We start from the raw sequence: 17,963 nt of genomic DNA, 5'->3' as shown, positions 1-17,963 counted from the left end.
ATGGCGAGAAGCGACTCACGCACGGGAGGCCTGTTGGCCTCCCTGTGGATAGGATATTCCGCACTGTTTTGGTTTTATCCCTTAATTTGGCTGCTGATATTGAGCGTCACCCAATGGCAATTTATTGGCACACCTACTTTCATCGGGCTGGGGAATTTTATCGGTGTCATTCAGGATAAGTTGTTCTGGCGTTCGATGCTCAACGTGTTTCGCTTTTTACTCTATTACATTCCAATTGTCTTTATTGCCTCAATGCTGTTTGCCGCCGGGTTGCAGAAGATACGCTATGGAAAAGCGTTTATTGCCCTAAGTTTTCTGTTAGCCAATATCTCGTCAGGCGTTGCTTACTCGATTGTTTTTTCAAAAATGTTCAGCGAATACGGGCCGGTGAATACTTTTTTACGGGAATCTTTTGGCATCACCGTGCCGTGGTTTACCAGCCCTGACTGCGCGATGCTCTCCATTGCGCTGATCGTGACCTGGAAATTTGTCGGTTACTACGGGCTTATCCTCTACTCCGGAATGCAGGCTATCCCGAAAGATATTTACAGCGCCGCCGTGCTGGATAAAACCGGGCGCTTTCGCCAGGTGTGGTCGATCACCGTCCCAATGATGAACCCGCAAATCGTGATGGTGATGGTGCTGGCGATAACCGTGGCATTCAGCATTTTCACCGAGCCGTATCTGATTACCGGCGGCGGGCCGTTGAACAGCACCACCAGCCCGATGGTGGTGATGTACGAAGTGGCTTTCCAGCAGATGAAACCAAGCTGGGCGGCGATGATGTCGGTCATCGTTGCGGCGTGCAGTTTTCTGACTATCTGGCTGTTCAGACGCCTTTGCGAAAAAAATATCGAGATTGTGTAAATGCAAAAATTAACGCCTGTAAGCCTGATTATTCACGTCGTGATGCTGCTGTTGGCAGTGAGCTGGCTCTATCCCTTTATCTGGATGGTGCTCTCCTCGCTGAAACCGACCGCGCAGATCTACACCGAGTCGCTGTTCTCCGGCCACTGGACGCTGGATAACTACAGCTTCCTGTTAGACAACAGCCAGCGGGCCAACAAGCCGTTTTTCCGCACCCTGGGTAACTCGCTGTTTGTCTCACTCACCATCACCCTCACCGTGACGTTGAGCTCTGTGCTGGTGGGCTATGCGGTGGCGAAAACCGATTTCTTCGGTAAGGGCGTGTTTAAAAATCTGCTGATTGCCCAGATGGTCTTTCCGGCCTTTATGTTCATCATTCCGCAGTTTGTGCTGATGCGGGAGCTGGGGCTTATCAACAGCTACAGCGCGATGATCCTGCCGTATGCCATGGGGGCATGGGGGATTTTCATGGTCTCGCAGAGTTTTAAAGGCACGCCGAATGATTATATCTACGCCGCGAAACTGGACCGTGCCAGCCTGTGGGGCATTCTGCGACACGTGATGATGCCGCTGAACAAATCAATCCTCGCCATCGTGGCGTTGTTCACCTTCTCGACTTCGTGGGACAACTTTCTCTGGCCGCTTATCGTCATGCGCGACATCGATAAGATGCCCTTTTCGGTCCTGCTCTCAACCTTCAGTAAATCCTACGGCGTTTATCTCGGGCCGGTGCTGGCCGGGTCCGTGCTGCAAATGTTACCGGTGGTGCTGCTGTTCATTCTTTTCCGCAAATATTTCCTGCAGGGAATGTCGCTGTCATTGAAATAAGGAGCGATAAATGAAGCCTCAGCGCTGGTGGCGGGACGTGGTGTTTTATCAGGTGTATCTCCCGTCGTTCTGTGATGGAAACGGGGACGGGCTTGGGGATTTCCCAGGGCTGCTGTCGAAGCTGGATTACCTCGCAGAACTGGGCGTGGGCGGGATATGGATAACGCCTTTTTACCCCTCACCGTTGGTGGATAACGGCTACGATATCAGTGACTTTTGTGCGGTGGATCCGCGTTTCGGACAGATAGCGGATTTCTCTCGCGTGGTAGCGGCCTGCCATCAGCGGGGGATCCGCGTGGTCATTGACCTGGTGCTCAATCACGTCTCGTCCCGGCATCCGTGGTTCATCGACGCGTGGAATAATCCCGCCAGTCGTTTCCGCGACTTTTTTATTTTTTCAGCGAAGCCGAACAACTGGCAATCCTTCTTTTCGGGCAGCGCGTGGACGCCCGAGCCCGATACCGGGGAATACTACTACCATAAATTTGCCCCCGAACAGGTCGACCTTAACTGGCGTAATCCCGCGGTCGAACAGGCGATGTTGCAGGTGGTGGATTTCTGGCGGACGCTGGGCGTGGATGGTTTCCGCTTCGATGTGATCAACTTTCTGACTACCGACGGGCCGGGCGCAGATAACCCGGAAACGAACGGCGAGCAGGAACATCTGCACGACATCAATCAGCCGGGGATCGAGAAAACGCTTCAGCGTCTGTGCCGCCACATCCGGGCGCGCGGCGACGTGTTTCTGGTGGGCGAAATTGGCAGCGAATCGCTGGACGTGCTGCAACGCTACCAGCGCGATGACCTGATGGACGTGGTCTTCAATTTTAATCTCGGCAGCCAGAAAACCTTTGATGCGAAAGCGATCTTCACCCAGCTTCAGGCGATGCGTGAACAGCTTAGCGGCCCGCCGACGCTGTTTTTCTCCAGTCACGATATGCCGCGCATGATCGGCCGCTTTGGTGAACATGCCCATGATACCGCGCGTGCGGCGGTGGTGGCGGCACTACAGCTCACGGCGGATGGCGTGCCCTTTATCTATCAGGGGGAAGAGGCCGGGTTATCAAACTATGTCCCTTTGACTGAAACTGATATTCACGACGTGCAAGGGCAATCGTGGTTCCGCTCGGCTCTGGCAAGCGGTGCTTCCCACGCAGACGCGTTGCAACAGGCCATCAGCCATTCGCGGGATGCCTCCCGCGCCCCGCTGGCATGGGAAAGTCTGCCCAACGCGGGGTTCTCAACGGTAGCTCCGTGGATGCCGCTGTGTGGCGATGCGGCGACCGTGAATATCGCTCAACAACAACAAAACCTCGCATCGCTCTGGCATCAATATCGGCGCTTATTGGCGATCCGCGCCGCTTCCCCGTCGCTGCGACAGGGGGAATACCGACTGCTGGCGCAGGAGAAAAACGCTATCCATTTCTTGCGCGAATGCGCGCAGGAACAGGTTTGGGTGGCGATTAATTTTGGTGATGCGGTCAGGAATCCCTGGCATGAGATCCCGGCGGAAACCCTTTACGGGGTCGATACCGAATGGCTGGGGAAAAATCAGTGTGTAATTAAAAGGAGTTTTCATGGAAAGGCACAATAAAAACCCGCTTATCACCCCGGCGGATGTCAAACCTTCCCGACCCGGCTGGCGAGTGGACTGCGTCTTTAACGCCGGTGTCGCCGAGGTGAACGGCGAGATCCTTCTGCTGGTTCGCGTGGCGGAAAGTATCCTCAGCGCCACGCCGGACAAAATCGTTGTCCCTCTGTTAACACAGCAAGGCGGGGAGTGGCTTCTTTCGGAAAAAACCTTCGACAGGGCAGATGAGCGCTACGATTTCAGTGACCCGCGCACGATTGGGCTGAAAAGCGATCCGGCCATTTTATGGCTTACGTCGATGTCACACCTACGTCTGGCCCGCAGTCGGGATGGCGTGAACTTCACCGTCGATGAACAAGCGTTCATTACCCCTGATACCCAGTACGAACAGTTTGGCTGTGAAGATGCGCGTATCACCCGCATCGGCGAAAGTTGGTATATCAACTACTCCGCGGTGTCGCCGCTGGGGATTTCCACCGCGCTGGCCACCACTCAGGATTTTGTCCACGTCGAAAAGAAAGGGTTGATTTTCTGCCCGGATAACCGCGATGTGTGCTTCTTCCCGGAACGTATCAACGGTAAGTTTATGGCTCTGACCCGCCCGGCACCGAGCCATTTTGGTCATCCTGAAATCTGGATTTGTGAATCACCGGATATGCTGCACTGGGGAAATCATCGGCATTTGCTGGGGCGGTCCGGAGACGCCTGGGACCGGCGTAAATCCGGCGGCGGCGCACCGTTGCTGAAAACGGATCGCGGCTGGCTGGAAATCTACCACGGGGTGGATGCCCAACAGCGCTACTGTCTTGGCGCACTGCTGCTGGATGCCAACGATCCGACGCAGATCCTCGCCAAGTCGGCCACGCCGCTGCTGGAGCCTACCGCCCCCTATGAGCGGGAAGGATTTTTCGGCAACGTGGTATTTACCTGTGGGGCATTGATTCGCGAGCAGACGTTGTATGTCTGGTACGGCGCGGCGGACGAAAGCATAGCCCTCGCGACCTTGCCGATGGCCGCCCTGTGGCAGCATCTGGAACAAGCATAAATGACCCTGACTGCCACCGAGCAACTGTATCGTGAGTACTGTCTCCGACGACAGGCGGCAACGAACGGCAAAGTGGCGTTCAGCGGCGTGACCGGATGTGATGTCTATAACCCGACAGCGCCGTTTTATGAAGGCGGACAGCAGTACATCGCCGCCCGGGTCGAACCCCGGGACAGCGAAGTCTCTCAGGTACGGTTTTTTCACTGGCAAGACACGGGGAACGCACGGCTTGTCGCAGACGCGCCGTCGTTTGATTTGCAGGATCCCTTTATTTGTCGCATCGATAACGGCTGGGTGTTCGGCGGGGTAGAGATTACCGCCGATCCTGACGGAGGCGGATGGTGGTGGCGAACCCAGTTCTGGCGGGGGACATCAATCTTCTCGTTACGCCCCTTCGCCGTGGGGCCGTGGGGCATGAAAGATATTCGCCTGCTGCAACTGCCAGATAAGCGGATCCTGGTGTTCACCCGGCCGCAGGGCACGGTTGGTGGGCGGGGTAAAATTGGCTGGCTTACCCTCAACAGCCTGAACGAACTCAATTCGTCCCGACTGGAGCAGGGCAGATTGCTGGCACAGCTGGAAGATGAAAGCTGGTGCGGCGTGAATGAGGCCCATGTTCTTGATGAACAGTGGGTAGGCGTGCTGGCTCATGTCGCCTGTTTTGATCCCGCTGGCGATCGTCATTATTACGCCGCTGCCTTTCGCTTTAATTTTTTGAGTGGGCAGACTACGCCTCTGCGCATTATCTGCAGCAGAGCCGATCTCCCGGCAGGCGAAAGTAAACGTGATGACTTATGCGATGTGATTTTTCCCGGCGGTTTAACCCGCGATGGGCCGGGTCATCGTCTGTTTTGCGGCGTCAGCGATTGCGAAGCGCACTGGCGCGAAATCGCTGACCCGTTTTTAGGGTGAGGCCGGGGGGCGCTTCCCAAGCCCGGGAGCCTGCCACATCGAGGTGGTCAGTCCGCTGTCGACCAGCCCAAGCTGATCGGCGTACACCGCCTGCCATTTTTCCTTCATGCCGTCATACAACTCTCGGTGCGCCCGATTAGGGGTGAACACCCGGCTCCAGCTCACCAGTTTTTCGCCCGCGCTGGCCATGTCGGCAAACAGCCCGGCCCCCGCCCCGGCGGCAATCGCGCAGCCCAGCGCGGTGGCCTCTTTCACCTCTGGCACCCGCACCGGTAAGCCGGTCACATCACTCAAAATCTGGCTCCACAGTGCGCCTTTTGAACCGCCACCTGCGAACACCAGGCTGTCGAAGGTCACGCCGGAGAACTGCGAAATCTGCGTCAGATTACAGGCCGAGACGATCGCCGCGTTCTCCTCCAGGGCGCGGAACAGCGTGGCTTTATTGCATTTTTCCGGGTCGATAGAGAGGTTAATAAACGACGGCGCGGCGTGATACCACTGCTTGAAATGCATCGCGTCAGAGAAAATCGGCATCACGCCGTGAGAGCCCGCCGGGACGCGGCCCGCCATCTCTTCCAGCAGGGCATAGGTGTCGGTCCCGAGCCGTTCGGCAATCAGCTTTTCCTCTGCGCAAAAGGCATCGCGGAACCAACGCATCGTCAGCCCGGTAAAAAAGCTGATCGACTCGGCCTGCACCATGCCGGGGATCACATGCGGATTCACCCGAATGTTCATCTCCGGATCGGTACGCACCTGCGGCAGATTGACCACCTGCTGCCAGAAAGTACCGCCCAGCACCGCGGTTTGTCCCGGTCTTACCACCCCCAATCCCAGACAGCCCAGCTGCACATCGCCGCCGCCCATCACCACCGGCGTGCCCGCCCGCAGGCCGCATTGCTGCGCCGCTTGCGGGGTAATTGCCCCCAGCACGGTGCCGGTTTCTTTGACAGGAGAAAGGATATCGGCTCGCAGCCCGGCCATGTCGAGCAGCGCCGGACGCCAGTCGCGGCTGAACAGATCGAGCATCCCGGTGGTGCCGGCATTGGACGGATCCACCGCCAGCTCGCCGGAAAGTTTCGCCGCCAACCAGTCGCTGATCATGGTGATGGTCGCGGCGTTGCGATAGATATCCGGCCGATGATGGGCGAGCCACAGCAAGCGCGGCATCGCCGACAGCGCCAGCGTCTGGCCGGAAACCTCATACACTTCGGATTCAAAACGGTAATCGTGGATCTCTTTCAGCTCAGAGACTTCACGGCTGGCGCGGGCGTCGACGTTGGCGCAGGCCCAGATAGCCTCGCCGTTGCTGTCGTACAGCACGATGCCTTCGCGCATTGAACAGCAGGCGACGGACTGAATATCGGCGGCGCTGAGCTGTGCCCGCTCCAGCGACTGGCGGATGCACTGGCAGGCCAGCTGCCAGTTAATGCCGAGGTCAAACTCCATCGAGCCAGGGACATTCTCGACGCTCAGGTGTTTCCACTCCGCCTGACCGACCGCTATCTGGCGGCCTGCAAGGTCGAAAATCACCGCCCGAATGCTGCCGGTGCCTGCGTCCAACGCTAAAAGGTAACTCATGACGTGCGCCTCGCTGTGATCGCGCGGCGCGCAGCGGTTAACCCGCCAGCGACAGCACCGCGCGTGCTGTTGTCTCTTCCGTTACCAGGCCGTTAATACGCTTGCCTGTCAGGGCGGCGTAAATGGCCTGCGCTTTTTCTTCTCCCCCGGCGACACCGACGATGGTTGGCAGCTGCGCCAGCTCCTCTAGCGTCACGCCAAGCAGTTCGCGGTGGATATCCAGCCCCTCCACCCGTTGTCCGTCGGCCTGCAGGAAATAGCCGAGAATGTCGCCGACTGCACCTTTGCGGGCGTACATCAGCTGTTCCCCTTCGCTGATGTAGCCGGAGCGCAGGATCGTCGCGTCACGTCGCTGATCGATAGCGCCGATCCCGACGACCGCCGCATCTGCTGCTCCCGCCGCGAGGATCACATCGCGCACGCTGGATTCACGCTTCAGGATCTCCGCCACCTCCGGGGACGAGACCCGTAACGGGGCCGGGATCATGCTCACGCTGCACGCCGCGTCCAGCTGACCGATGCCGGTCATGTACGGTCCGACGCCGCCCGATAACGTCACCAGGCGGATTTGCTGCGAACCGATGAACCCGCTCAGATGCTGAATACAGCTCATGGTCGCTTCACCAAATCCGACCGCCAGTAACTGGCCCGGCTGGAGCACGCCCATCAACGATTGCGCGGCCCCGATACCGAGCCGGACGTTCATCGGCGAGGTGTTCAGGGCAGGCAGTACGCGGGCAATCTTCAAATCGAAGCGCTTCTGTAATTCCGTTTCCAGCGCCAGACAGCCTTCGTAACGGGAGTTGATCTGAACGCGGATCACCCCTGATTGACGTCCCTTTTCCAGCAGCCGCGAAATCTTCAGGCGCGGCAGGCCGAGCCGTTCGCCAATATCGTTCTGGGTCAGGCCGTCGTTGTAATAGCACCAGGCCACCCGGGCCACCAGTTCTTCTTCCGCCAGCGCCAGCCCGGCGTAGCGGCTCTCTTCCGTAATGCGTTTTTCGCTCATAAAGTGAACTCTTATAAAAATCTAGATCATATGTTCGCAGTCGCGCGGACAGAAAATGTGAAGTCACTGGCAAAACCAGTCTTTCGTTGCTGACAGCCCACGCTGGGTTTCCCGAAAGACGAAAACTGTGATCCTTGCACGGTTGTAAATATAGTTCAGGGTCTACGCTTTTGAACATTATTAAATCTAAAAATCATTTGTTCAAACGAGGCGCGACGATGAAGGCACTGATTGAAGCCCGTAGCATTCGCAAGCAGTACTCCGGCGTCGCCGTGCTGAAGGGCATTGATTTCACGCTCTATTCCGGGCAGGTACATGCCCTGATGGGCGGTAACGGCGCGGGAAAATCGACGCTGATGAAAATCGTCGCCGGAGTAGAAACCCCGGACGAGGGTGAACTTCGGATCAATGGCACCGCGTTTGCACGGCTCAATCCCGGTCAGGCGCACCAGCTTGGGATCTACCTGGTGCCGCAGGAGCCGATGCTGTTTCCCAATTTAACCGTGCGGGAAAACATCCTGTTTCGCCTGCCGAGAAGCCACGAGACTGAAGCCAGGCTGACGGAAAAATTACAGCAACTGAACTGCCAACTTAATTTGCAGGCCACGGCCAGCACCCTGGAAGTGGCGGATCAGCAAATGGTGGAGATCCTGCGTGGGCTGATGCGTGACGCGCAGATCCTGATCCTCGACGAGCCCACCGCCTCCTTAACGCCTGGCGAAACGGAAAGATTGTTCCGCCAGGTTCGTGCCTTACAGGCCCTTGGCGTGGGGATTGTTTTTATCTCCCACAAGCTGCCGGAGATCCGCGCCCTTGCCAGCCACGTGTCGGTGATGCGCGATGGGGCGATGGTGCTCAGTGGCAACACCACAGATAACACCGACGCTGAGCTGATCGCCGCCATGACGCCAGTCAGCCGTGACGCCTCCCTAAGCGACACGCAAAAACTGTGGCTGGCGCTGCCGGGTAATCGCCGCACCCAGGCGCAGGATTTTCCAGTGCTGCGGGTGGAGAGCCTGACCGGGGAAGGGTTTATCGATCTGAGCCTCGAGATCCGCGCCGGGGAAATCGTTGGTCTGGCCGGACTGGTCGGCTCCGGACGCACCGAGTTTGCCGAAACGCTGTATGGCCTGCGGCCAGTGCGAGCCGGGCGTATCTGGCTCGAAAATCGGGAGATAGGCGGGGAAAGCACCCGCGCGCGGCTCGCCAGTGGCCTGGTGTATCTCCCGGAAGACCGTCAGGTGTCGGGCCTGTTTCTCGATGCGCCGGTGCGCTGGAACACGGTGATGTTCAACCAGCCGTCGCTGTGGCAGGAAAATAAGCGCGAAGCGGCGGTGGTCGTGCGATATCACCGGGCACTGGGGATCAAGCTCAATGATGCGGATCAGCCGGTACGCACGCTCTCCGGGGGGAATCAGCAAAAGGTGTTGCTGGCCCGTTGTCTGGAGGCGAATCCGCTGCTGCTGATCGTCGATGAACCGACGCGCGGGGTGGACGTGTCGGCCCGGGCGGATATCTATCAGCTGCTGAAAAGCGTGGCGGCGCAAAATGTGGCGGTACTGATGATCTCCAGCGATCTCGATGAATTTCCAGGCCTGGCGGATCGGGTACTGGTGATGCATCAGGGGCGACTGAGCGGCGAGCTGGCGAAGCAGGCGCTGAGCGTTGACCGGATGATGACCTTAGCCTTTGGAGGGCAGGTATGAAAACGTTGCTGAAAAACCGCGAACTCAGCGCCTTCCTCGCCATTCTGGTGCTGTTCGCGGGGCTGGTGGCGCTCAACCCGGCGTACTTTAGCCTGCAAACCCTGGCGATGATTTTTTCCAGCTCGCAAATTCTCTGCCTGTTGGCATTGGGGGCCGCGTTGGTGATGTTGACCCGCAATATCGACGTGTCTGTTGGCTCGACGGTGGGGCTGAGTGCCATCGCCGTCGGGGTGGCGCTCAACAGCGGGTACGGCCTGCCGCTGGCGATAGCCTTCGCGCTGGTCATTGGCGCGCTGGCCGGGGCGTTTAATGGTTTGCTGGTGGTCGGGCTGCGCATTCCGGCGATTGTGGCCACGCTCGGTACGCTCGGGCTGTACCGCGGCATCATGCTGTTGTGGACCGGAGGCAAATGGATTGAAGGGCTGCCGGACAACCTGAAATCACTCTCTGAACCCGCCTTTATTGGCATTTCCCCGTTGGGCTGGCTGGTGCTGGCGCTACTCCTGGCGGGCGTATGGGGGCTGGCGCGCACCACCTTTGGCCGTGATTTTTATGCGGTGGGCGATAATCTCGCCGCCGCACGCCAGCTCGGCGTGGGGGTGAACCGCACCCGAATGCTGGCCTTTACCTTCAACGGGATGCTCGCCGCCTGCGGTGGAATTATCTTCGCTGCGCAAATCGGTTTCGTGCCAAATCAGACCGGCAGCGGGCTGGAGATGAAAGCCATCGCCGCCTGCGTGCTGGGCGGGGTTTCGCTGCTCGGCGGCACCGGCACGCTGATGGGGGCCTTCCTCGGGGCCTTTTTCCTGACACAAATCGACACCGTACTGGTGCTGTTTAAGCTCCCTGCGTGGTGGAACGATTTCATCGCCGGGCTGGTGCTATTAGGCGTGCTGGTGCTCGACGGACGTCTGCGTCAGGCGCTGACCCGCCATCAGCGTACGCAGAAATACAGCCGTTTCCAGCCGGGTAATAAAGGTGGGACGCACGTCGCCCCGTTTCCGAAGCGTAAAAACAAAGAGGTGGCGTAAATGAAGCTGAACTGGGAAAGCGCGCTGCTGATGCTACTGGTGCTGGAAATCGTCCTGTTTGGCGCTGCCAACCCGCGAATGCTCGACGTGAATATGCTGCTGTTCAGCACCAGCGATTTCATCTGCATCGGCATTGTGGCACTGCCGCTGACGCTGGTGATCATCAGCGGTGGGATCGACATTTCGCTTGGCTCAACCATCGGCCTGTGCGCGATTGCGCTAGGGGTGATGACCCAGGCCGGATGGCCGATGAGCATCGCCATTCCGCTTACTCTGCTGCTCGGTCTCCTGTGCGGGGTGGTGAACGCGGCGCTGATTCATTACACCGGCATCAGCCCGTTGGTTATCACCCTTGGCACGCTGTATCTCTATGGCGGTGCGGCTCTGCTGCTTTCCGGTATGGCGGGGGCGACGGGCTACGAAGGCATTGGCGGCTTCCCGGACAGCTTCACCGCCTTCGCCAATCTCACGCTGTTCGGCCTGCCGGTTCCGTTGGTGCTGTTTATCGTTATCACCTTCTTCTTCTGGCTGCTCGCGCATCGCGGGCGCTTTGGTCGTCATCTCTTTTTACTCGGACAAAACCCGCGCGCCGCGCGTTACGCGGCGCTGTCGGTCAACGGTATGCCTTACGTGCTGTATGGCCTGGTGGGGCTGGCGTCGGCCATTGCGGCGCTGGTGCTGGTCTCCTATTTCGGTTCGGCCCGTTCTGATTTAGGTCGCGATTTGCTGATGCCCGCGCTGACGGCGGCGGTGCTCGGCGGGGCCAATATCTACGGCGGCTCGGGATCGGTTATCGGTACGGCCCTGGCCGCGCTGTTGGTGGGGTATCTGCAACAGGGTTTACAGATGGTCGGTATTCCCAACCAGGTGTCGAGTGCGCTCTCCGGGGCGTTGCTGGTGGTGGTAGTGATGGGACGTTCGCTGAGCCTGCATCGGGAAGGGGTGAGCACGGTGTGGCGTCGGCTGGTTTCGCGCAAAACAATCGGAGCATGAAATGAAAGCAAAACGGTGTGTGCAACTGAGCGCCCTGGCGCTGGCAATGAGCGTGGCTGCCGTGCAGGCGGCGGACCGAATCGCCTTTATCCCGAAACTGGTGGGCGTCGGCTTCTTCACCAGCGGCGGCAACGGCGCGAAAGAGGCGGGTAAACAGCTCGGGGTAGACGTCACCTACGATGGCCCAACGGAGCCGAGCGTCTCCGGCCAGGTTCAGCTCATTAATAACTTCGTCAACCAGGGTTACAACGCCATTATCGTCTCGGCAGTCTCGCCAGACGGCCTGTGCCCGGCGCTGAAACGCGCGATGCAGCGCGGGGTGAAAGTCCTGACCTGGGATTCCGACACGAAACCGGAATGCCGCAGCATTTACATCAACCAGGGGACGCCGGAACAGCTCGGCGGTTTGCTGGTCGACATGACCGGAAAACAGGTCAGCAAAGCGGATGCCAAAGTGGCGTTCTTCTACTCCAGCCCCACCGTTACCGACCAGAACCAATGGGTGAAAGAGGCGAAGGCCAAAATCGCCAAAGACCATCCGCAATGGCAGGTGGTCACCACCCAGTTTGGCTATAACGATGCCACCAAATCGCTGCAAACCGCCGAAGGCATTCTCAAAGCCTATCCGGATTTAGACGCCATCATCGCCCCGGATGCCAACGCGTTACCGGCGGCGGCACAGGCGGCGGAAAACCTTAAACGCCAGGGTGTGGCGATTACTGGCTTCAGCACGCCAAACGTGATGCGGCCTTACGTGGAGCGCGGCACGGTGAAAGCCTTCGGACTGTGGGATGTGGTCGAGCAGGGCAACATCGCGGTGAACGTGGCCAATCATCTGCTGAAAAAAGGCGATTTGAATGTGGGCGACAGCGTAGCGGTGAAAGATATCGGTGACCTCAAAGTGGAGCCGAACAGCGTGCAGGGCTATCAGTATGAGGCTAAGGGCAACGGCATTGTATTGCTGCCGGAGCGGGTGGTGTTCACCAAAGAGAATATTGGCAAATACGATTTCTGAGGGAGGGGAAAATGGCTGATTTAGACGATATCAAAGACGGGAAAGATTTCGGGCTCGACCGCCCGCAGAAAAATGCGCTGTATGCCCTGAAAGGTTGCGGCTCGCTGGAGTGGGGCATGCAGTCGCGGCTGGCGAGGATTTTTAATCCACACAGCAACCGCACGGCGATGCTGGCGTTTGACCACGGCTATTTTCAGGGGCCGACCACTGGGCTTGAGCGCATTGATTTGTCGATAGCGCCGCTGTTTGCTGAAACCGACGTGCTGATGTGTACGCGCGGTATCCTGCGAAGCCAGGTGCCCGCCGCCACCAACAAGCCGGTGGTGCTGCGGGCCTCGGGCGGTAACTCGATATTGAGCGAGCTGTCGAACGAGTGCGTGGCGGTGGCGCTGGAAGACGCGCTGCGTCTCAACGTGGCGGCGGTGGCGGCGCAGGTGTATATCGGCAGCGAGCACGAACATCAGTCGATCAACAACATCATCAAGCTGGTGGACGCAGGCAACCGCTACGGAATGCCGGTGCTGGCGGTGACCGGCGTCGGGAAAGAGATGACCCGCGATGCGCGCTATTTCTCGCTGGCGAGCCGTATCGCCGCAGAAATGGGGGCGACCTTCGTTAAAACCTACTTCGTGGAAGAGGGATTTGAAAAAGTGACCGCCAGCTGTCCGGTGCCGATTGTGATTGCGGGCGGCAAAAAGCTGCCGGAAGACGAGGCGCTCGACATGTGTTGGCGTGCCATCGACCAGGGGGCGTCCGGCGTCGACATGGGGCGCAATATCTTCCAGTCCAGCGCGCCGCTGGCGATGCTGAAAGCGGTGAAAAAAGTGGTGCATGAGAACCTCAGCGCCCGTGAGGCATATCAGTTCTGGCAGGAAGAAAAACAGGGAGAGCAGCCATGAACGTGACGCTGGTGGAGATCAACATCAAACCAGAACGGGTAGACGAGTTTCTCGACGTGTTTCGCGCCAACCATGAAGGGGCCCTGACCGAGCCGGGCAATGTGCGTTTTGACGTGTTGCAGGACCCGGACGTAGCGACCCGTTTTTTCATCTACGAAGCGTATAAAGATGAGGCGGCGGTGCAGGCGCACAAGAAGACGCCGCACTATCTGACGTGTGTGGAAAAGCTCGATGAGATGATGTCGGAGCCGCGTAAGAAACGCAGTTTTGTCGGGTTGTTGCCGGAGGTTTAAGGCGAGACGTAGGCCCGGCAAGCAATGCGCCGCCGGGCAACATACGTTACTGCTTCCGGAAAAAATCGTTATACAACATATACAAATGCGCTGCACTCCATGAGAAGTTTGGCGCACCCTGCTGCGCTCCGGTCAGCGGGTTGTAGTTTTCCTGAATCGGCCCATCGCTGGTCAGCCCTTTGGCGTGTTGGAAGAAGTTATCCGCCAGTTTCAACGCCGCATCGCGATGCCCGTAGCGTTCCATCCCTTTCAGGCCAAACCAGAACTGATCGACCCACACCCGACCGCGCCAGTAGATATCTGCGCCAAACGCCGGGCTGGTCAGTGCGGCGGTGCCCAGCGGCACAAAGGTGTTGAACTCTTTCGGGTCGAGCATCACCGCCACCACCGCATCGGCGTGCGCCTGGGTGGCCGCACCGTTAAACAGCGGCGACCAGCCTTCCGGACCTTTACCGCGCTCGACGATAGGTTTGCCCGCGCAGCCATTGATCAGCGGTTTATCTTCGATGCGAATGTCGTAATAAAAACCCGATTTGGCGTCGAACATGCAGGTATTGATGTAGTCCGCGAGTTTATCCGCCAGTTGGCTGTAATGCCCGGCGGCGTCGTTTTTGCCGAGGATTTTCGCCATCTGTGCCAGATAGCGGTTATCGCTATACATGTAGCTCGCCTGGTCGACGGATTCCTGCAGCAGCGAATAGCCGAGCAGGGTGCCGTCTTTATCGCGGTTTTCGGCGAAGTTCACCGTCCAGTCGCTGCGCTTGCCGCCATTTTTCACGTATTTATCGAGTTGCTCTTTGTCGATAAAGCCAAATACCGCCGCGTCGTCGCGCCCGGATTCCCAGGAGGCCGCCACCTGGGCCGGAATTTGTAGGCTGTCGTACTGGCCTTTGCTGACGGTGTTGGCGTAATTTTTCAGTCCGGAAAGGGTCTGCTCTTTATCGCCTTTTTTCACCGTAAACAGCATCTCGCCGCGGGCGGTGTTATGCGCTTTATCGCGGGTCGCGCCGTACTCCGGCACGCCGTTGTGGTTATGATCCCGATTGCGCAGCCACCAGTCGTGATAGGCCACAAGTTTCGGGTACATCTCCTCCAGCCACTTTTGGTCTTTAGTGACGTTATACACCTCCATTACTGACCACGCCGCCAGGCTCGGCTTGGTGTTGCGCTCGTTCCAGTTACCGCCGTCGCCACCGCGATCCGGACTCAGGTTCCAGGCGATCAGATCCGGCACAAAGCCCACATCCTGTGGACGCACTTTGTCGTCGGCTTTCACCTGCCAGGAGAACACCGCGCGGATGTTGTCTTTGGCAATCTCCGGGTTGAAATGCGCCATCGCAAACGCTTGTTTCCAGGTATCCCACGGCCAGGTCTGGTTGCCGGAGAACCAGCGCCCGGTGACCGATGGCGTGACGGTATTGAACGCCACCGCACCGCCCGGTGAACGCCAATTGCCGTTCAGGGTTTCGATAGCTTTCACCGCCACCCGCGTTTGCTCTGCGGTGGCGTCCGGGTTGCTCAGCCCGCGCTGCAGATACCCTTCCCAGCGCTGCTGTGAGGCGAGCATAAAGTGCGCAGGTCGGGCGAGGATATCGCGAATTTGCATCTTCTCGCGGCTGACATCCTCGGCGGTCAGCAGGTGAGAATAAGTGGTCCACAGTGTGGTCGAGCCGTTGACGCGGGCGGTGCTGGTAAAATGATGACCGTCGACGACGGTCTCGACCGGAATCGATTTATGCACCTGATACTGCGACGCGCCGGAGGTCAGCAGATCCCAGGTGGAACGCACTTTGCCGAAGGTCACGTTCACCCCATCGCGGGTGGCGACCAGGCGGCGCTGGTAGTCCGGGAAAGCGCCGTCGATGGTTTTGTCGGAAACCGCTTTGCCCTCTTTAGCCTCCAGTTTTTCCAGCAGTTCGCCGTCCCATTGCAGCAGCAGCGGGGCGTCGCTGGTGATTTTCGTTTCTAAGAGTGAGGTGCGCGGGCTGGCGAAGCGCAGGGTCATCTCAATCTTCACCCCGGGGGCGGTGAGCGTCTGTTTCAACGCGCCGGGAAGGCTCCAGGCCTGCATCGTGAAATCGACTTTTTTGCCGCCGCGATACACCGTCAGGCGGTCAAAATGGGTGGCCATAAAGTTGATGTATTCTTCGGTCAGCAGTGCCGGGCCGGGAAAACCGCCCATCGTCGCCGGGCCGTCGGGCAGCAAATGCCCGTGCCACGCCCCCAGATCGAAGAACGGGCTGAAGCGCTGGTGCTCGTCGCTGTCAAAATCCTGCATGTACTGCGGCGCACCGACGCGGTTAATCACGTTTTTATAGTCATCGGCGGTGGCCGCGTGCGCTGACAGGCTAAGCAGCAGGGCGCAGGCCAGCGGGGCGAGAGAGGTCGTCAGTTTCATGGTGTCTCAGTCCTTGTTACCAGTAAAAGTATTGCATCAGGAAAACCGGGTCGCTCGGGTCGCCGGAGGCCGTTTTCATGTACCAGCGGCTATCAGCGGCAGTGGCAAAACGCCCGCCGCCGTATTCATACCAGATACCGAACTGCATAAACGACGTGGTTTCATCGGCGTCGTGATCCGGGCGATGTTTTGCGTAACTCCAGGCCGTGGAAAAATAGAGGCCTTTCAGCGGTTCAATCATTGCACTGGCCATAAAGCCGGTTTCGGTACCTGGCACGTCCTGCCCCATTGCGCGTCCGGTGTGATGCCAGGCAGTCGGCCTGCACGGGCCAGCTTTTAAGGATCCTGGTTCCTTCAGGAAACTGTCGACGCGGGTGCGGCTTCAATTTGTTGTTCTTCTTTAGATAATCCTTTGACGTATTTACTGTATTTCCACCAGGCGAAGCCGAGGAAAATCACAATTCCACCGACGTTATAGAAAATAATGGTCAGAATATTGCCGCCGGTCGGAAAGGTGGAGGCAATAAAGCCAATGGTGAAAATCACAATCAGCATCGACACCATCACCATGCCGGTGGTGCGCGATCCCATTTTAAAATCACGCGGCAGATGATCGAGTTTGCGACGCAGGTTGAGGTAGGCCAGCATAATAAACAGCGGCGGCAGCATCGAGGCGGCGGCGGTCATATTAATCACCGTATTCATCAGATCCTGCGCGGTATTCGATCCCATGGTCGGGATAATCATCAGCGGAATGACGATCAGATACTGGATCCACGCCGCGCGAGCTGGAACGCCGTTTTCATTCAGCGCCACGGTCTTTTTACCGAAGATGCCAGACGGGATTTCCGAGAAGAAGATTTTCACCGGTGTGGCAGTCCACATCAGCAGCGAGCCAAACATGGCGGTGAACGACACTAAGCCAACGAAGCGGTTCATCAGCACTTCCGGCAGCCCAAACCAGACCGCCAGGCCGTGGAATACCTGCACTGAACCACCGGTAAACTTCAGCTCTTTGCTGCTGATAAAGACGTTGATCAGCACCGAGGAGATGGAATAAAGCACGCCAATGAAGATCCCGGCGAGGATGATCACTTTCACGAAGGATTTCGATCCGCCTTTGACGTCGTTGACGTACACCGCCACCGATTCGGCACCGCCTGCGGCCATGAAGATCCATGTGGTTATGCCGAGGAACGCCCAGTTAAAGTTGGGGATCATCGCCTCGACGGTGATCGGATCCGCCGGTTGCACGCCGCCGAGCAGCGCCGCGCCGGCCAGCAGAATATAAGACAAGGTCAGCAACAGCATTAGCGTTGAGGTTACGGAGGTTATCGGCCCGAGCATTTTTGCGCCGTTGGTCGATACCCACGTCGAGAAGGCAAACAGCACCAGGCTCAGCACCACGGTAGTAAACGGCGTCAGAATGTACTCATAGCCGAGAAATGCATACGAGGCGTAGGCTATGACGCGCGGTAATAGCGAGGTAAAGAAAAACAGATTCACAAACCAATAGGTGTAGGCGGTAATAAATGCCCAGCGGCCACCGAGTGAGCTTTTCACCCACGCATAAACGCCAGCCTCGGAGTTTTTATTCAGTGAAACAAATTCGGCGATGATCAAGCAGAACGGAATAAAGTAAAACAGCGTTGCCAGGAAAAACATTGGCGCGGACGCCAGTCCCAGCTCGATATTATTGTTGATGACGTTGTTAAAACTAAACACGGCGGCGAAGGTCAGCGACAGCAGGCCGAACTTGCCGATGGTATTACGCTTTGACTCTGACATTTTGACTCTC

Annotated in this window: 15 protein-coding genes and 1 pseudogene; 11 read left to right on the top strand and 5 right to left on the bottom strand. The window is 58.1% G+C overall.

The features are described from left to right. From SIK69_RS11275 to SIK69_RS11255, 5 genes are read left to right on the top strand one after another with little or no spacing between them, the layout of a single operon-like run. Complete coding sequence (locus SIK69_RS11275; RefSeq protein WP_319628771.1) at positions 1 to 867, top strand: carbohydrate ABC transporter permease; 867 nt, start codon at positions 1 to 3, stop codon at positions 865 to 867. Then, entirely contained in the window at positions 868 to 1,695 is an 828-nt protein-coding gene (locus tag SIK69_RS11270) for a carbohydrate ABC transporter permease (RefSeq protein ID WP_319628722.1), read from the top strand. 10 nt (positions 1,696 to 1,705) lie between these two features. Then, positions 1,706 to 3,289, top strand: coding sequence for an alpha-amylase family glycosyl hydrolase (locus SIK69_RS11265; RefSeq protein ID WP_319786116.1), 1,584 nt, complete (start codon positions 1,706 to 1,708; stop codon positions 3,287 to 3,289). Next, positions 3,273 to 4,331, top strand: a complete 1,059-nt coding sequence (locus tag SIK69_RS11260) for a glycoside hydrolase family 130 protein (protein ID WP_319786115.1) — start codon at positions 3,273 to 3,275, stop codon at positions 4,329 to 4,331. The genes SIK69_RS11265 and SIK69_RS11260 overlap by 17 nt, the downstream gene beginning before the upstream one ends. Further along, positions 4,332 to 5,243: a DUF1861 family protein gene (locus SIK69_RS11255; RefSeq protein WP_319628719.1), complete on the top strand. Its 912-nt coding sequence runs from the start codon at positions 4,332 to 4,334 to the stop codon at positions 5,241 to 5,243. Here the strand turns inward: SIK69_RS11255 and lsrK are convergent. Next, entirely contained in the window at positions 5,235 to 6,821 is a 1,587-nt protein-coding gene (lsrK, locus tag SIK69_RS11250; protein ID WP_319786114.1) for an autoinducer-2 kinase, read from the bottom strand. The two genes, SIK69_RS11255 and lsrK, sit on opposite strands and share 9 nt — an antisense overlap. Before the next feature lie 37 nt (positions 6,822 to 6,858). Further along, positions 6,859 to 7,830 (bottom strand): transcriptional regulator LsrR, encoded by a 972-nt coding sequence (lsrR, locus tag SIK69_RS11245; protein WP_319786113.1) that lies wholly within the window; start codon positions 7,828 to 7,830, stop codon positions 6,859 to 6,861. Positions 7,831 to 8,048: 218 nt separating this feature from the next. On the opposite strand from lsrR, the gene lsrA reads away from it, so the two are divergent. The 6 genes from lsrA to lsrG are packed head-to-tail and all read left to right on the top strand — an operon-like array spanning position 8,049 to position 13,767. Continuing rightward, the gene (lsrA, locus tag SIK69_RS11240; protein ID WP_319786112.1) at positions 8,049 to 9,536 is read left to right on the top strand and encodes an autoinducer 2 ABC transporter ATP-binding protein LsrA; all 1,488 of its coding nucleotides are present in this window, start codon (positions 8,049 to 8,051) and stop codon (positions 9,534 to 9,536) included. After that, complete coding sequence (gene lsrC, locus SIK69_RS11235) at positions 9,533 to 10,567, top strand: autoinducer 2 ABC transporter permease LsrC (RefSeq protein ID WP_319628715.1); 1,035 nt, start codon at positions 9,533 to 9,535, stop codon at positions 10,565 to 10,567. The genes lsrA and lsrC overlap by 4 nt, the downstream gene beginning before the upstream one ends. Then, positions 10,568 to 11,560: an autoinducer 2 ABC transporter permease LsrD gene (gene lsrD, locus SIK69_RS11230; protein WP_319786111.1), complete on the top strand. Its 993-nt coding sequence runs from the start codon at positions 10,568 to 10,570 to the stop codon at positions 11,558 to 11,560. A 1-nt stretch (position 11,561) separates the two neighbouring features. Continuing rightward, a complete protein-coding gene (gene lsrB, locus SIK69_RS11225) occupies positions 11,562 to 12,575 on the top strand; it encodes an autoinducer 2 ABC transporter substrate-binding protein LsrB (RefSeq protein ID WP_319628713.1) in 1,014 nt (337 codons plus the stop codon). 11 nt (positions 12,576 to 12,586) lie between these two features. Continuing rightward, positions 12,587 to 13,474, top strand: a complete 888-nt coding sequence (lsrF, locus tag SIK69_RS11220) for a 3-hydroxy-5-phosphonooxypentane-2,4-dione thiolase (protein WP_319786110.1) — start codon at positions 12,587 to 12,589, stop codon at positions 13,472 to 13,474. Next, entirely contained in the window at positions 13,471 to 13,767 is a 297-nt protein-coding gene (gene lsrG, locus SIK69_RS11215) for a (4S)-4-hydroxy-5-phosphonooxypentane-2,3-dione isomerase (RefSeq protein ID WP_319628711.1), read from the top strand. Before lsrF ends, lsrG begins: the two co-directional genes overlap by 4 nt. Positions 13,768 to 13,813: 46 nt before the next feature. Here lsrG and ygjK read toward each other — a convergent pair whose 3' ends face one another. The 3 genes and pseudogenes from ygjK to SIK69_RS11200 all read right to left on the bottom strand — a co-directional run bounded on the left by ygjK (position 13,814) and on the right by SIK69_RS11200 (position 17,953). Continuing rightward, on the bottom strand, positions 13,814 to 16,165 hold the full coding sequence (gene ygjK, locus SIK69_RS11210; RefSeq protein WP_319786109.1) for an alpha-glucosidase: 2,352 nt from the start codon (positions 16,163 to 16,165) through the stop codon (positions 13,814 to 13,816). A 16-nt stretch (positions 16,166 to 16,181) separates the two neighbouring features. Further along, positions 16,182 to 16,478: pseudogene (locus SIK69_RS11205) on the bottom strand (protein YgjJ); the annotation flags it as partial. A gap of 41 nt (positions 16,479 to 16,519) precedes the next feature. Beyond that, positions 16,520 to 17,953 carry an amino acid permease gene (locus SIK69_RS11200; RefSeq protein WP_319628709.1) on the bottom strand — a complete coding sequence of 478 codons (1,434 nt, stop codon included), beginning with the start codon at positions 17,951 to 17,953 and terminating at the stop codon, positions 16,520 to 16,522. Positions 17,954 to 17,963: the final 10 nt, after the last annotated feature.

The sequence above is a fragment of the Scandinavium lactucae genome, from assembly GCF_033843265.1.
Lineage (GTDB): Bacteria > Pseudomonadota > Gammaproteobacteria > Enterobacterales > Enterobacteriaceae > Scandinavium > Scandinavium lactucae.
Note: the sequence above shows the minus strand (reverse complement) of the source record. Positions and strands in the feature narration are given on the sequence as shown.